The 14,538-nt window shown below is 73.1% G+C and carries 13 protein-coding genes; 8 read left to right on the plus strand and 5 right to left on the minus strand.

The features are described from left to right. Window positions 1-13: 13 nt before the first annotated feature. The 3 genes from ACFYX4_RS34510 to ACFYX4_RS34520 all read right to left on the minus strand — a co-directional run bounded on the left by ACFYX4_RS34510 (window position 14) and on the right by ACFYX4_RS34520 (window position 5,270). Window positions 14-2,614: a cellulosome protein gene (locus ACFYX4_RS34510; protein WP_389341945.1), complete on the minus strand. Its 2,601-nt coding sequence runs from the start codon at window positions 2,612-2,614 to the stop codon at window positions 14-16. A 116-nt stretch (window positions 2,615-2,730) separates the two neighbouring features. After that, entirely contained in the window at window positions 2,731-3,192 is a 462-nt protein-coding gene (locus ACFYX4_RS34515) for a MarR family winged helix-turn-helix transcriptional regulator (RefSeq protein ID WP_389342106.1), read from the minus strand. A 278-nt stretch (window positions 3,193-3,470) separates the two neighbouring features. Beyond that, window positions 3,471-5,270, minus strand: coding sequence for an FUSC family protein (locus tag ACFYX4_RS34520; RefSeq protein WP_389341948.1), 1,800 nt, complete (start codon window positions 5,268-5,270; stop codon window positions 3,471-3,473). Between the two features lie 165 nt (window positions 5,271-5,435). Between ACFYX4_RS34520 and ACFYX4_RS34525 the strand changes: the two genes are divergently transcribed. The 6 genes from ACFYX4_RS34525 (at window position 5,436) to ACFYX4_RS34550 (ending at window position 9,620) form a co-directional block, all read left to right on the plus strand. Continuing rightward, entirely contained in the window at window positions 5,436-5,996 is a 561-nt protein-coding gene (locus ACFYX4_RS34525; protein WP_389341951.1) for a DUF5134 domain-containing protein, read from the plus strand. A gap of 102 nt (window positions 5,997-6,098) precedes the next feature. Then, window positions 6,099-7,034 (plus strand): M56 family metallopeptidase, encoded by a 936-nt coding sequence (locus tag ACFYX4_RS34530; protein WP_389341954.1) that lies wholly within the window; start codon window positions 6,099-6,101, stop codon window positions 7,032-7,034. Window positions 7,035-7,145: 111 nt separating this feature from the next. Beyond that, complete coding sequence (locus ACFYX4_RS34535) at window positions 7,146-7,817, plus strand: phosphatase PAP2 family protein (RefSeq protein ID WP_389341957.1); 672 nt, start codon at window positions 7,146-7,148, stop codon at window positions 7,815-7,817. After that, on the plus strand, window positions 7,814-7,990 hold the full coding sequence (locus ACFYX4_RS34540; RefSeq protein ID WP_389341960.1) for a hypothetical protein: 177 nt from the start codon (window positions 7,814-7,816) through the stop codon (window positions 7,988-7,990). The genes ACFYX4_RS34535 and ACFYX4_RS34540 overlap by 4 nt, the downstream gene beginning before the upstream one ends. A gap of 10 nt (window positions 7,991-8,000) precedes the next feature. After that, entirely contained in the window at window positions 8,001-8,693 is a 693-nt protein-coding gene (locus ACFYX4_RS34545; RefSeq protein WP_389341963.1) for an HAD family hydrolase, read from the plus strand. A 216-nt stretch (window positions 8,694-8,909) separates the two neighbouring features. Beyond that, complete coding sequence (locus ACFYX4_RS34550) at window positions 8,910-9,620, plus strand: TetR/AcrR family transcriptional regulator (RefSeq protein WP_389341966.1); 711 nt, start codon at window positions 8,910-8,912, stop codon at window positions 9,618-9,620. On the opposite strand, the gene ACFYX4_RS34555 is transcribed toward ACFYX4_RS34550, so the two are convergent. Next, the gene (locus ACFYX4_RS34555) at window positions 9,599-11,110 is read right to left on the minus strand and encodes an LVIVD repeat-containing protein (protein WP_389341969.1); all 1,512 of its coding nucleotides are present in this window, start codon (window positions 11,108-11,110) and stop codon (window positions 9,599-9,601) included. The genes ACFYX4_RS34550 and ACFYX4_RS34555 overlap by 22 nt on opposite strands. A 199-nt stretch (window positions 11,111-11,309) precedes the next feature. Here ACFYX4_RS34555 and ACFYX4_RS34560 point away from each other — a divergent pair, with 199 nt between their 5' ends. Together ACFYX4_RS34560 and ACFYX4_RS34565 are read left to right on the plus strand one after the other, a co-directional pair. Beyond that, window positions 11,310-11,954 carry a DUF305 domain-containing protein gene (locus ACFYX4_RS34560; RefSeq protein ID WP_389341972.1) on the plus strand — a complete coding sequence of 215 codons (645 nt, stop codon included), beginning with the start codon at window positions 11,310-11,312 and terminating at the stop codon, window positions 11,952-11,954. A 176-nt stretch (window positions 11,955-12,130) separates the two neighbouring features. Beyond that, window positions 12,131-13,477 carry an FAD-dependent oxidoreductase gene (locus ACFYX4_RS34565; protein WP_389341975.1) on the plus strand — a complete coding sequence of 449 codons (1,347 nt, stop codon included), beginning with the start codon at window positions 12,131-12,133 and terminating at the stop codon, window positions 13,475-13,477. Between the two features lie 409 nt (window positions 13,478-13,886). Here ACFYX4_RS34565 and ACFYX4_RS34570 read toward each other — a convergent pair whose 3' ends face one another. Then, a complete protein-coding gene (locus ACFYX4_RS34570; RefSeq protein WP_389341978.1) occupies window positions 13,887-14,447 on the minus strand; it encodes a DUF2087 domain-containing protein in 561 nt (186 codons plus the stop codon). Window positions 14,448-14,538 lie beyond the last annotated feature (91 nt).

Here is a 14,538-nt window from a genome sequence, read left to right on the forward strand (position 1 = left end):
ACGAACTGGCGTGTCAGCAGAGCGCGGTGACCCGCACGCTGTCCAACACGGGTGCGTACGGCGAGCGTTGGCCGAACGGGTTGCGGGTGACGCCGTCGAAGTCGGGGAGTTCGTCGGCGGTGAAGGTCAGGGTGTTGGCGCCGCGGCGCAGGGTGACGGGGACGGACAGCTCGGCGAAGGCGTTGAAGTGGAAGGTGGTGGGGAACAGCACGCGGTGCGGGGCGGATCCGTCGACGGTGAGGTCGGCGTGGCGGCACAGGGGGTCGGGGTTGTAGTGGGTGGCGGGGGCCTGCTCTCCGTTGGAGTAGCGCAGGGTGAGGGCGTGGCGGCCGGCCCGTTCGGCGGTCACGGTGAGGGTGAGCGCGTTCGCGGGTCCGGCCCCGACGCCGTCGACGGCCTTGCCTCCGGTGGCGTACGGGTACGCGCCCGTCACCCGCGCGGCTCCCGACAGGACTCCGTCCTCGGCCTGGTGGGTGCTGGTCGGCAGCAGTCCTCGCGAGGGGCCGACGCGCAGCCGGTCCACGACGAGCCGCTCCGAGACGCCGGTGACGGTGACCTTGTTGACGCCGCCGGCCAGGAACAGCGGTACGGCGCCCTCGCGGACCGCGCCCACGGCCTCGCCGTTGACGGTCAACTTCCCTTCGCCGGGCACGACTCGGTCGACGGTCACGCTCGCCTCGCCGTCGTCGTCCGCGTGCACCCAGAAGGTGACGGCGGCGTCCTTCGGCAGCACGACCACGCCGGGGCCGGAAGCGCCGGGGGTGGTGTGGTCGATGCGGGCCCCGGCGGTGAGGGAGGCGTATGCGGCGTCGTAGACGCTGTCGGCGTCAGCGTCGGTGTCGGCCTCGGCTTCGGCATCGGCCTCACGGAGGGTCAGGTCGAGGCGGTCTATGACGGCGTCGCCGCGGGTGACGCCGAGTTCGGGGTCGCGGGCGGACAGGGTGAGGGTGTGCCGGCCTGCGGTGAGGTCGACGCGTGTGTCGGTGCGGCCCCAGACGGCCCACTGGTAGCCCAGGGGCAGCAGGAGTTCCCGCGGCCGTTCGCCGTCGACGCGCAGGAAGACGTTGGCGGGGCCCGGCTCCCGGACCAGGTCGGCCTGGTTGTGCGAGTTGGCGAGGATCGAGACGTCGTACGTGCCGTCCTGCGGGACCTCGACGTCGAAGGCGAGGACGCCGTCGGAGCCGGTGCGCAGACCGCCGACGTGATAACCGCCGGAGGTGGCGAACTTCCCCACCTCGGACGGCGATCCCTCGGGGCCGTGCTTGACGTGGCCGGATCCCGAGTACGTCGCCTCCTCGGCCTCGTAGCCGCGCCGCCAGCGCACGGAGGGCCGGCCGGGTGTGGCGCCGTGGCCGCCGGGAGAGAGGGTGAGCTGGTAGGCGGACATCGCGTCCAGGCCGGACACGGGGAGGGTGATCCTGCCCTTCTCGACCGGGAGTTCGGTGTCCCGCAGCAGCAACGGCTGTGGACTAGCGCCGAGTTGCCCCGTCCACGGGATCTCCTCCAGCCGCGCGTGCACGGCGGCCCCGAAGAGGGCGGGGTCGGCGTGCTCGACGACGATCCGCGCGTGACCGTTCCCGCCGCCGAACAGGACGCGGGCCTGCCGCTTGTCCGGGTCGAGCGCGGCGACGCCCTGAAGGGTGTACTGCGCGTTGGGGTGCGGCGCGGTGACGCGGACGGTGTGCCCGGTGAGCCGGCCGTAGGCGTTGAACAGCCACCACTGGCCGTTGCCTTTGTTGGCGCCCACCGCCGAGTCGTTGAGGTTGCCCGCGATGTTCCAGTACGCCATGTCGGCGTCGACCTTGGACTCCTCGATCGCGGAGATCCACTGGATCATCTGGCCGGGCACGGACAGGTGGTAGTTGTGCGCGTACTCGTTGATGTTCACCGGGAGCGGGCCGATCCCCAACTCCCGTTCCAGGTCCCGGTATCGAGCGACGTTGGTGCGGACCTCGGCGGGGGACGACAGCTCGTGCCAGGTGACGACGTCGGGCAGGACGTCGTGCTCCCGGGCGAACTCCAGGAAGCCGCGCACCTCTTCGTAGAGGACGCAGGTGTTGGGGCCGGCGACGCGCGCGCCGGGGTGGAGTTCCTTGATCAGACGGTGGGCGTCCCGCCAGGCGGCGAAGTAGGCGCGGGGATCGCTGCGCCACGAGACCCCGTCGTGGCTCCACTCCCCCGTGCCGAACATGTTGCCCTCGGGCTCGTTGAACGGCACGTACACGATGTGCGAGGCCAGGTCCTCACCGAGGGTGAGAACCTGCTCCACCTGCCGGCGGATCCGCCGCATGAGCCCGGCGAGCCGTTCCTCGCCGGTGGCGCCGGGCCACTCGTAGGGGAACCCCCGGTAGGCGTCCGGGATGTAGACGTACACGTCCCGGCCGCCCGCCGCGACGAAGGACGGCAGGATCTCCAGGGCGTCGGCGCCGGGGTGCTGCACGCCGTCCTGGGCCTTGGTCGCCACCGTGCGCACGGCCATGCCCTCGACGAGGGTGCGGCTGGGCACCCCGTCTCCGTACAGGCCGTAGAGGGTCCCGCTCGCGCCGCCGTGGAAGGGGCCCGTGTCGGCGGCGAGGTCGACGGTGAGGGTCTCGGGGGCGGTCTCGGCGGCCACGGCACCATCCTCTGTTCGGGATTTCGACTGACGGTCGGTCCATCGAAACGATCGCCGATCGAACGTAGAGAGGGTGCGCGGTCGGCGTCAACGGCCGTGCGCTGGGGGCCGGGGGGTCAGACCTTGAGGGTCCGCATGTGTCCTTCCAGGCGGCTCAGCAACTCGCCCAGCAGATCGGCCAGTTCGCCTTGCCGTTCACCGTCCATTGCGGACAGTACGGCGGTCTCGTAGGCGAGTTGCTCGGGCATGATGCCGTCGACGAGGTCACGGCCGGCGTCGGTGAGGCGGACGTGGGCCACGCGGCGGTCGCGCGTGTCCACGCGGCGCTCCACCAGCCCGCGTTCGGTCAGCTGCTTGACGCGTTTGGTGACGGCCGCGCCCGAGGAGAAGGTCTCCCGGGCCAGCTCGCCGGGGGTCAGCTCATGCCCGGTGCGGCGCAGGGCGCCCAGCAGGTCGAACTCGGGCCGGCTCAGCCCGGCCCGCCGCAGGGGGGCGTCCTCGGCCTGCTGGAGCAGGGCGGCGCAGCGGTTGACCCGGCCGATGATCTCCATCGGCCCGGTGTCGAGATCGGGCCGCACCTCCCGCCACTGCCGGACGACGGCGGCGACGGTGTCGGCGCGACCGTCCCGCGCGGAAGCGGAAGCGGAGGTGGAAGCGGGCGCGGAAGCTGTCGCGGACGCCGGCTGTTCGCTGCTCCCGCGCGCGGACGTCTCCCGCTCCTCGGCGGCGGCCGGCTCACGCCGTCCCTCGGCGATGCCCTCCCGATCCCCGCGCGCGGGCACCCCCCGCTCTCCGTCCCTCCTCACCCCGTCCCCGTTCGCCCCGTCGCCGTTCGCCGGCTGCCCCTGCGTCCCCGTCATGGCCGTGTGGCCTCCGCTTCGCTGCCCGTGTTCGTGTCCCTGACCGCGGCCCGGGTCAGGAGTCCCTGATGCCGTGCCGTCGCCGCGAGCGTACGGTGTCCGGTCCGTTCGACCGCCACGACCCGCTCCTCGGGGAGGGCGCGCTGCCACCACTCGCCGGCGGCGGCGTCGGCGGTGGTGCGCAGGTGGACCAGGGCGGTCGCGAGCGTGCGGCGGGCCGACTCCAGGGCGGCCGGGGCGGGGTGAGGCCGCGGTTCGGCCAGAAGGCGGACGACGTGCTCACGGGCGCTCTCGGCGGCCGTCAGCGCCTGCCCGAGGCGGTCCCCGGCGCGGCGGTTGGTGACGGCGACGGCGGCGACGAAGCCGACCAGCGCGCCGACGAACGTGTCCACGACCCGCTCGGTGATCAGCTCGCCCGCGTCCTGGTACCGGGCGAACTCGGTGATGAGCAGAGCCATCGGGGTCACGCAGACGCTGCCGAGCCAGTAGTTGCGGCTGATCAGCGCCTCGGCCCCGAAGTTCAGGGCGAGGCAGGTCAGGACCAGGGCCGCCTGGTGGAGGTGGGCCAGCGGCACGATCACCGCGAAGGCGAGCACGCCGACGAGGTTGCCGACGACACGTTGGACCCCTCGGCTCCAGGTGAGGGTGACGTTCGCCTGGTAGAGGGACGCGGCGGTGACCAGCGCCCAGTAGGAGCGGCCGATCCCGAGGGCGAGCGAGACGTACCCGGCGAGCGCGCAGCCGAGGGCGGTGCGGACGGCGAGCGGGATGAGGGGGCCGAGGCGACGCCACAGCGGGGGCTGTCCGACGGCGAGCGTGGCGTCCAGGCCGAGGAGTTCGTCGTCGTCCACGAGGTCGTCGGGGCGCGGGACGGCGGAGGTGCCGCGCAGTCGCCGCGCCCAGGCGCGCAGCCGTTCCGGGTCGCTGTCGGCGGGCGCGGCGAGGGCGACCTCGACGCGGACCAGGAGGCGTCGCAGGGCGCGGCGGGTCTCCGTGTCGCGCGCCCACAGCAGGGTCTGCCAGGCGGCGTGCACGGCGGCAGCGGCGGCGGCACGCGCGCGTGCGTGGTCGTCGCGGGCGTCGGGCGCGGTGCCGGTGTGGTCGTCGCCGGGGCGTCGCGCGGTCGGGTGGGCGGCGGTCGCGGAGGCCGTGGTCGCATGCACGGCGGTCGCATGCACGACCGTCGCGTGCACGGCGGTCGCATACGCGGCGGTCGCGTCGAGGGCCTGGGCCGTCGCGCGGCGTTCGGGGCCGTGGGGGCGCAGCAGGCCCGGCGCCATGCCGATCAGCCAGGCCCACGCGCCCGCGGCGAGGGCCAGTGCCAGATGGCCGGGGATCTGGCCCGGGGTCTGCGGCACGAACAGCGAGGCCGAGCTGATGAAGGTGAGGACGACGTTGCCCGGCGGTCCGACGCGGGTGGCGTCGCACAGCGTCTTCTGCGCGGCGGCCAGGAGGGCGCCGACGGTGACGAGGACGACGGCGTTCGCGGTGAGCGAGGCCGCGAGCACGGCGACGGCGAGCCCGCCGGTCATGCCGAGCACCACCCAGGCGAGCGCGCGGGCCCGTGCCGCGTACGGGCGGTTGTGGGCGTACAGGGCGCACAGGGACCCGGCCATCGTGTACATCGCGAGGTCGAGGCGGCCGAGGGCCAGCAGGGTGAGGTTCGGCGGCGCGACCGCGACGACCACGCTCAGGGCGGGCTTGAACCAGATGTCGGAGGGGCGGCCGAGCCGCAGCACCCCGGCGAGGGGGAGCCGGGCCGGGGGGCGCGGACGGGTGGGGGTCGCACTGCTCATGCCACTAATTTAGCATGTGTTTTACTCGTGAAATACATGCTCCCGGCAGCCCTGCTCACCGCACCGCGCTCCTCGAACGCTCCCCGCGCACCCCCCTGCGGGTGCATACGCGCCGCGCGTCCTGGGCATCGCATCCCTCGACCGACCGTCCGGCGGGGGGTGCGCGTGCACGGACCGGCTTCGCCCGGCTGGCTGCTGGTCGCGCTGTGCGCGGCCACCGGCGCCTACTGCCTGCTGCGGATGCGCAGCGCCGACGAGGGACAGCGCCGCGCCGCGGGCGGAGAGGCGCTCATGGGGTTCGGGATGGCGGTGATGGCGGTGCCCGCGGCCGTGTTCACCCCGCCGCGGTGGGCCTGGGCGGCGTACGCGGCGGTCTTCGGCGCGGCCGCGTTGCGCGCACTGTGGGCGGCCCGTTCCGGCGCGCACCATCTGCACCATCTGGTGGGGGCCTCGGCCATGGTCTACATGGCGGTCGTGATGGCCGCCTCCTCCGCCTCGCCCCGCGCGGGCGCCGGACACACGCACGGCGGCGGCTCCGGGGTCCCGTTCCTCACGGGCGTGCTGCTGCTCTACTTCGCAACGTACGTCCTCGTGTCCGGGGTGCGGCTGCTGCCCGTGGGCGGAGGTGCGGCAGGCGGCGTCGCCTGGGGCGACCGGCCCGAACTGGTGCGCGCGTGCCGCCTGTCGATGGGCATCGGGATGCTGGCGATGCTGCTGACGATGTGACGCGGCGCGCTGCCCCTCCGGCGGCGGGGCAATCGTGGTCTGCGTCACTTTGCCGGGGCAAGCCGTACCCGTGAGCGACGCGCCGCTCATAGGGTGCTGCCCATGATGGTCCCCGCGGTCCTGCTCCTGCTCGGCGCTCTGACCGCCGTCGCCGGTCCCCGGCTGCTCGCCCGGGCCGACTGGCCGGACCGTGAACCCGTGGTCGCGCTGTGGGCGTGGCAGTGCGTGGTGGCGTCGGTCCTGCTGTGCTGCGCGCTGTCGATGACGCTGAGCGCGGCGGGGGCCTGGCAGGCGGTGCGCGGGCACGTCTTCGCGCCGGCTCCGAGCGCGGTCGTGGAGGCGTACGCGCTGAGCACTACCGGCCCTTGGGCGGCGGCGACCGCGGTGGCCCTGGCGTGCGGTGGGCTGTGGAGCGGGGCCATGCTCGCGCGGGAGATCACCCGCGCCCGGTCCCGGCGACGCCGTCGGCGGGTCGAACTGCGGCTGCGGGCACCGCTGTTGCCGGGCGAGGTGGACACGACGGGGCGGCTCGTCGTGCTGGAGGGCGAGCGGCCAGACGCCTGGTGGATGTCCGGGGCCACGCCTCGACTCGTCGTCACGACGGCCGCGTTGCGTCGCCTGAAGGGCCGTCAGCTGGACGCGGTGCTCGCGCACGAGCAGGGGCACGCGCAGGCGCGGCACGACTGGCTGCTGAACTGTTCGGCCGCGTTGGCGAACGGGTTCCCGCAGGTGCCGGTGTTCGCCGCGTTCCGGGACGAGATGCACCGTCTGGTCGAGCTCGCCGCCGACGACATGGCGTCCCGCCGCTTCGGCCGGCTCACGACCGCGCTCGCCCTGGTCGAACTCAACGAGGACCGGGGCGTGTTCGGCCCCTCCCCCGCCCCGCACGCCCATGTCCCCCAGCGGGTGAACCGTCTGCTGACGCCCCCGGACCGGCTGACCGCGGCCCGCAGACTGCGACTGACGGCGGCGGCGGCGCTGGTGCCGGTGATCCCGGTCCTGGTGACGCTGGTGCCGGGGCTGCGGGCGCTCGGCTGAGGCCGCCCGGTGTGAGACCGGTTCGCCGCGGGGCGCTCGGCCGAGGGCGTCGGAGTCGGGAAGCCGGACCCGGGTTGGCTTCGAATCCCGGAGTTCGGCAAGGATCACACCATGCACTCGCCGTCCGTCGACTCCCCGCCCGCCCCCTCGCCGTACCGCACGGCCGTCCGCGCCGCGCTGGCGCTGGGGCTCTCCTCGCTGCTGCTTCTCGTCCTGGTCGTGGCGGAGTGGGGTCCCCTGATCTCCGTCGACGGCGACATCGCCCGCACCACCCACCGCTGGGCCGTCGCCGACCCGGACGTGACCCAGGTCTGCCGCGTCCTCACCGACTGGGTCTGGGACCCGCTGGTCATGCGGTTGCTGTGCGCGGCGGTCGCCGTCTGGCTGGTGTGGCGGCGTGCGGCGTGGTGGACGGCGGCGTGGCTGGTCACGACGTCGGCGGTGGGCACGGCGATCCAGCAGGGCATGAAGGCCGCCGTCGGCCGCGAGCGCCCGGTCTGGCCCGACCCGGTCGACTCCGCCCACTACGCGGCCTTCCCGTCCGGCCACGCCCTCACGGCGACGGTCGCCCTCGGCCTCGTCCTGTGGCTACTGCACCGCGAGGGCGTGAGTCCGGCCGTGTGGCGCACGGCGGTGACGGTGGCGGCGGTCTCCGTGGTGGGCGTGGGCCTGACGCGGATCTGGCTGGGCGTCCACTGGGCCTCGGACGTCCTGGCCGGCTGGCTGCTCGGCGCGATGCTGGTCGCCCTGGCGATCGCGGCCCACACCCGCTGGCGCCCATGACCACACCGGGACACCCGCGCCCCGGTACCACCACGGCCTGCGCGGGCGGCGGCGACGTACTGGCCGCGGGCGAGATCACGTTCACGCGAACCCCCGACGGCCGCGCCCCGCCCCGCCCCGGGCTGCTGGCCAACCTTCCGCATTCCTGGAACCGGGACTCCGCCGCTCACTAAGATCAACTGCATGACCACAGCCGTGCTGTTCGACTTCTCCGGGACCCTCTTCCGTATCGAGTCCACCGAGGCCTGGCTGCGTGCCGTGCTCGACGCGGCCGGTGTCGTGCTGGCCGAGGAGGAGCTGACGGACACGGCGCGTGCGCTGGAGTGGGCCGGGGCGCTGCCGGGCGGCGCGGCACCCGTGCGCGTGCCCGAGGAGCTGGCCGGGCTGTGGCGGGAGCGGGACCGCAGCGCCGAGCTGCACCGGGCCGCGTTCACCGGGCTCTCCCGTCAGGTCGCGCTGCCCGATCCGGCCCTGCACGACGCGTTGTACGACCGGCACCGCACGCCGGCGGCCTGGGCGCCGTACCCCGACGCCCTCGATGTGCTGGGCGCGTTGCGCGAGCGCGGGATCCGGGTGGGCGTGGTGAGCAACATCGGCTGGGACCTGCGGCCGGTGTTCCGGGAGCACGGCCTCGACCCGTTCGTCGAGGCGTACGTCCTGTCGTACGAGCACGGCGTCCAGAAGCCGCACCCGCGGCTGTTCGCGACGGCGTGCGAGCAGCTCGGCGTCGATCCGCGGACGACGCTGATGGTGGGCGACGAACGGAGAGCGGACGGCGGGGCGGCGGAGCTGGGCTGCGCGGTCCACTTCGTGGACCATCTGCCGGCGGCGGAACGGCCGAACGGGCTGCGGCCGGTGCTGGACCTGGTGAGCTGAAGCCCGTCCCGGCCGATTCGCTCCCTGCGCCGGGGAACCGGAATCCCGCCCGCCCGACAAGGAGCCTCAGGCCACCATCGGGGGAAAAGCGCGCCCACTCTGGACGATCCCCCGCGTCGCCCAGAGCAGGCGGCAGCCCGGTGCGGTTCCGAACGGAATCGACCGGGATGCGTTGAGTATAGTTGGCTGGCAGCCAGTCAACGCAGGAGTTCCAGGATGTCCCCGCGCAGCGCCTCGGTCAATGAAGAATTGCGGCGGCGTTCCCGGGAGCGGCTCCTTCAGGCGGCCGTCGAGCTGGTGAGCGAGCGCGGGTACGAGGCGACGACGCTCGGTGACATCGCGGACCGGGCGGGCTCGGCCAGGGGCCTGGTGTCGTACTACTTCCCCGGCAAGCGCCGGCTCGTGCAGTCGGCCGTGCACCGGCTGATGCACCGCACGCTGGAGGAGGCGCTGGAGCGGGAGCCGCGCACCGAGGACGGCCGGGAGCGGATGGCGCGGGCCATCGACGCGATCCTGGGGCTGGCGCGGGACCGGCCGGTGCTGATGCGGCAGCACATGGCGGGGCTGCTCCAGGCGGAGGGCTTCGTGCAGTGTCCGGAGCAGCGGCGGCTGGCGGAACTGCTGCGGGACACGGTGGCGCGGCACGGCTCGTGCGACGTGGACACGGACTACCCGGTGCTGCGTTCGCTGTTGATGGGCTCGGTCTACGCGATGGTGCTGCCCAATGTGGGGATGCCGTTGCGGCCCGTGCGCGCGGAGTTGTTCACGCGCTACCGGCTCGGCTGGGACCAGGGGGTCCCGCCGGACGCCGCAGCGCCCGGCGGGACCTGTGAGACGGACCTGTCGCGTTTCTTCTCGACGGGCCTGCCCGCCCGGGATTCCGGGGATTCAGCCGCCGTGGAGGATCAGCCGCCGTACTTGAAGTAGTCCGGCTGGGTCTGGACGTTGAGCTCGGGCAGCCGCACGCGCTCGGCCACGTCCGTGCGCTGGTCCTTGATCTTCAGCACGTCGAAGCCCTTGGCGATGTCGTTCGAGTAGATGTAGCCGTTGTAGTAGTACGCCGACCACGGGCCGGCGGTCGTCAGCCGCTCGGTGTCCACCGGGCCGCGCTCGAAGTAGGCGATCTCCTTCGGGCGGGCGGAGTCGGTGAAGTCCCAGACGGAGACGCCGCCCTGGTACCAGGCCTGGACCATGAGGTCCTTGCCCCTGACCGGGATCAGCGAGCCGTTGTGGGCGACGCAGACCTCGGTGGGCCCCTGGTGGCGGGCGATCTTGAAGTAGCTGCGGAAGACGAGCTTGCGGTTGTCGCCCTTGCCGACGATGTCGTAGATGCCGTCGGCGCCGCGGTTCGGGCCGATCTCGGCGGTGCAGGTGGCCGCGCCGCCGCCGCCCAGCTCATCGGTGAAGACGACCTTGTTGGCCTTCATGTTGAAGGTCGCGGAGTGCCAGAACGCGAAGTTGACGTTGTCCTGGACCCGGTCGATGACCTTCGGGTGCTCCGGATCCTTGATGGAGAACAGGATGCCGTCGCCCATGCAGGCGCCGGCCGCGAGGTTCTTGCTCGGCAGGACGGTGATGTCGTGGCAGCCCGTCGTCTTGGAGACGCCCGGGTTGGTGGGCCCGCCGGGGTTGCCGCCGCCGTCCGGTCCCTCACCGGGGAAGAGGACGGGGAAGCCCACGACCGCGGCCTTCTCGGGCGACTCGCGCGGCACCTTGATGATCGAGATGCCGTCGTGCGGCGGCTGGCAGTCGGGGTAGGCCGCGTTGGGCGAGTACGACGAGACGTAGACGTAGACGTTCTTGCGCTCGGGCACCAGCGTGTGGGTGTGCGAGCCGCAGGCGGTCTCGACGGCGGCGACGTACTTGGGGTTCTTCTTATCGCTGATGTCGAAGACCTTCATGCCCTCCCAGGAGGACTTCTCGGTCGCGGGCTGGGTGGTGCTGTTGCAACTGCTGTCGCTGCGCGAGGAGTCGGTCGACAGGAACAGCAGGTCGCCGGAGACGGAGATGTCGTTCTGCGATCCCGGGCAGAGCACCTGGGAGACGGTCTTCGGGGCCTTCGGGTCGCTGATGTCGAAGATGCGGAAGCCGTCGTAGTTGCCGGAGAAGGCGTAGTCGCCCTGGAAGGCCAGGTCGGAGTTGGTGCCGGGTAGCACGTCCTTGGGGATGTTGGTGAGGTGCTCGATGTTGTCCGAGTGGACGATCTCGTCCTTGCCGGGTATCGCGCCGTCCGCGATCGCCTCGGCCGCCTCGGCCTGGGCGCGCTGGGACACCTCGCGCTCCACCGCCGGGCCGTCCCCCGGGTCGGGGGTCGCGGCGGCAGGGGCCGCCGTCAGCAGCGCGGCGAGGAGCCCGGCACAGGCCGCGACAACTCCCATCCGTCTGCGCCGCGTTCGGGAATCCTTCAACAGGGTCACTGCGTCCTCCCTTGATGCCGTTCGCTCAGGAACGGTTCACGGTCCTCCGAAGTATCGTCTTCATCATGCGCAGATCAACAGTCGGCAACGCACTCGTAATGAATGTTTTCGATCAACGCGGTCCAGAATCGTGTGAGGACGCTCCATGATCCTGTCCGGTCCGCTCGGGTCGTCAACCCGCCCTCACCAGGAGGTCGTTGTGCTCTTTCGTCGCGCGCCCCTCGTCACCGTCTCGTTCCTCGTGCTGGTCCTGGGCGGATGCGACTCCGGGTCGGACGACAAGTCCGGTGCGGCGAGCGGGCCTTCGGTGATCGCGCCGGGCAAGCCCGGCGAGGCGAACCGGACTCTGTCCCCCGAGGAGGCCGCGGCGCACCGCGCCGAGGACGACACCCCGAACTCGGCGGACGTCTCCTTCGCCCGGATGATGATCGAGCACCACGCCCAGGCCCTGGAGATGACCGAACTCGCCCCCGCGCAGGCCGAGTCGGCGAAGGTCAAGTCCCTCGCCTCCCGGATCACGGCGGCGCAGGGGCCGGAGATCGAGGCCATGAAGAGCTGGCTGAAGAAGTACGACAAGGACGGCGCGAGCGGCGAGGGCACCGCGCACCAGCACGGCTCGATGGCCGGAATGGCGACCGAGGCCCAGATGGACAAGCTCCGTGCGGCCAAGGGCAAGGCCTTCGACGAGCTGTTCCTGACCCTGATGATCACCCACCACGAGGGGGCGATCACGATGGCCGCGGACGTGAAGTCGCAGGGCAACAACATCCGGATCGAGGAGATGGCGGACGACGTGGTCGCGGAGCAGACCACGGAGATCTCCCGGATGCGCTCGATGCTGTGACGGACGATGCTGTGACAAACGCCGAGGTGTCGTGACCGCGTGATCACTTCGTTGCGCGCGAACGGACACGCACGCGCGTCAGGGCGCGGCACCTGTCGGGGAGGCCCCCGCGGTGCCATGCTGGGAGCTGGAAGCGCCAGCGCATCCCTCCGTCCCTCGGGGTAAGGAGTCCGGCCGTGCTGCGTGTCGCCGTCGTCGGCTCCGGGCCGAGTGGGGTCTACACCGCCCAGAGCCTCGTCCAGCTCGACCAGGGGGTCCTCGTCGACGTCCTGGACCGCCTGCCCTGCCCGTACGGGCTGGTCCGGTACGGGGTCGCCCCGGACCACGAGAAGATCAAGTCGCTCCAGCAGAATCTGCGGGCGGTGCTGGAGCACGCGCGCGTGCGCTTCCTCGGCGGGGTCCGGATCGGAGCCGACGGGGTGCCCGTGGAGCGGCTGCGGGAGCTGTACCACGCGGTGGTGTACTGCGTGGGCGCGGCGACGGACCGGCACCTCGGCATCCCCGGCGAGGAGCTGCCCGGCAGCTGGTCGGCGACGGAGTTCGTGTCCTGGTACAGCGCCCACCCGGACGTCGGCGCGGACGGCTTCATCGCCGGCGCCCGCACGGCCGTCGTCGTCGGCGTGGGGAACGTCGCTGTCGACGTCACCCGCATCCTCGCGCGCGGCGCGGCGGAGCTGAGCCCCACCGACATGCCCCAGGCGGCGCTGTCCGCGCTGTCCGCGAGCGAGGTGACCGAGATCCAGATGGCGGGGCGGCGCGGCCCGTCCCAGGCCCGCTTCACCACCAAGGAACTGCGCGAACTGGGCGCGCTGCCGGACACCGACGTCATCGTCGACGAGGCGGACCTCGCCCTGGACCCGGCCTGCGCCGACCCGTCCGCGCTGCCGGCGGCGCAGCGCCGCAACGTCGAGGTGCTGCGCGGCTGGGCGGCCACGCCGCCCAGGGGGCTGCGCCGCCGGATCCGGCTGCGCTTCTTCCTGCGGCCCGTCGAACTGCTCGCCGACGGGGGCCGGGTGGGCGCCGTGCGCTTCGAGCGGACCGCGCCGGACGGGCGGGGCGGGGTGACGGGCACGGGGCGGTACGAGGAGGTCGCGGCGCAGTTGGTGCTGCGGTCGGTGGGGTATCGCGGAGTGCCGTTGGAGGGGCTGCCGTTCGACGCGGAGCGGGGCACGGTGCCGCATCTCGCGGGGCGCGTGGTGCGGGAGGGCGCGGTCGCGCCGGGCGAGTACGTCGCCGGCTGGATCAAGCGGGGCCCGACCGGCGTCATCGGCACGAACCGGCCGTGCGCGAAGGAGACGGTCACCTCCCTGCTGTCGGACGCCCCCGCCCTCGCGGCACGGGAACTGCCCGGCGACCCGCTGACAGCGCTGCGCGCCGCCGGGACCGAGCCGGTCGAGTGGGCGGGCTGGCTGGCGATCGAACGGGCCGAGGCGGAGCTGGGCGCGTCCCTGGGCCGAGGCGTGGTGAAACTGCCGGACTGGGCCGCACTGCGCGCGGCGGCGGGCCGCTTGCCGGACGCCTGAGGCTTGAGGCCGCTTGCCGGACGCCTGAGGCTTGAGGCCGCTTGCCGGACGCCTGAGGCTCTGGGCCCGGGCGGACGCCGGTCGGCTGGACGTACGCCCAGCGGCTGGGCGGCACTGGACTCCCGGTGAGGCGCGTCGGGCGGCTCACGGCCCCCGAACGGGCAGGCGGCCCCGACGATCAGCGCCGGGCAGCCCGACGGACGCCGCACGGCAGGCGGACGCCGGACCTCACGCGGACGCCGGGCCCCTCACGCGGACGGCGGACACCCGACGGCCGGACGGACGCCCGAACCCACCGCACACACGACGGCCCCAGATGTCGCCGAAGCCAAGCGACCGCCACCGCTCCCCGCACCCGCAACCACCCATGGCCGACGCCCCCGCCATCGATGTCGCCCCCTGCCCCGGCTCAGGCAAGCAGCGCAGTGTCCTCCGGCGACCGCCGGTACACGCCGTCCTGTCGGTCCAGGTGGTGCAGGTCCACCAGGTAGCGGCGCAGCGTCACGTGGTCGATGCCGTCGTCCCGGCACCACGCGCGGAGCCTGTCGTCGACCTCGCGCTCGGAGTACTCGCGGCCGGTCTCGAAGCTGTGCTCCGCGAGATGGCGCAGGACGAGCTTCTTGCGCTCCCATTGCGCGGGCAGACGCACCAGACGCCCGTCGCGCACGAACGTCCGCAGCAGCGTCTCGACGCGTTCGTCCCCGGAGCCGTGGTCCTGCGGCGGCCCGGTCACGGCCGTCTCGCGGGCGAGGTCGCGGAAGCGGTCGTACGCGACCGCCAGTCCCCCGTCGGCGTCCGGCACGACGACCTCGCGGTCCTCCAGCCGGCGCAGTGCCGCGAGGGACTCCTTGGCCGACAGGCCGGTCCGCTCGGCGACCTCGGCGGCGTCCCGGGCGCCCAGCGCCACGGCGGCGAAGGCGCGCACCCGCCGCTCGTCGGCGAACAGCCTCACCACGTCGTCGGAAGTCATCCTCGCGTCTCCTTGTCCGCAGGGCCGGTCCCTGACGCGAGGACGCTACCTTTCGCCGCCGGTGGCCGCTCGGCAATTTGCGCGAGCGGCC

This window comes from Streptomyces sp. NPDC002328 (assembly GCF_042890065.1).
Taxonomy (GTDB): domain Bacteria; phylum Actinomycetota; class Actinomycetes; order Streptomycetales; family Streptomycetaceae; genus Streptomyces.

What these genes read in the sequence shown, in the direction of transcription:
- ACFYX4_RS34570 (WP_389341978.1), bottom strand. Translation starts at nt 14,447, where the DNA reads ATGACTTCCGACGACGTGGTGAGGCTGTTCGCCGACGAGCGGCGGGTG.
- ACFYX4_RS34550 (WP_389341966.1), top strand. Translation starts at nt 8,910, where the DNA reads ATGTCCCCGCGCAGCGCCTCGGTCAATGAAGAATTGCGGCGGCGTTCC.
- ACFYX4_RS34530 (WP_389341954.1), top strand. Translation starts at nt 6,099, where the DNA reads ATGATGGTCCCCGCGGTCCTGCTCCTGCTCGGCGCTCTGACCGCCGTC.
- ACFYX4_RS34545 (WP_389341963.1), top strand. Translation starts at nt 8,001, where the DNA reads ATGACCACAGCCGTGCTGTTCGACTTCTCCGGGACCCTCTTCCGTATC.
- ACFYX4_RS34520 (WP_389341948.1), bottom strand. Translation starts at nt 5,270, where the DNA reads ATGAGCAGTGCGACCCCCACCCGTCCGCGCCCCCCGGCCCGGCTCCCC.
- ACFYX4_RS34535 (WP_389341957.1), top strand. Translation starts at nt 7,146, where the DNA reads ATGCACTCGCCGTCCGTCGACTCCCCGCCCGCCCCCTCGCCGTACCGC.
- ACFYX4_RS34540 (WP_389341960.1), top strand. Translation starts at nt 7,814, where the DNA reads ATGACCACACCGGGACACCCGCGCCCCGGTACCACCACGGCCTGCGCG.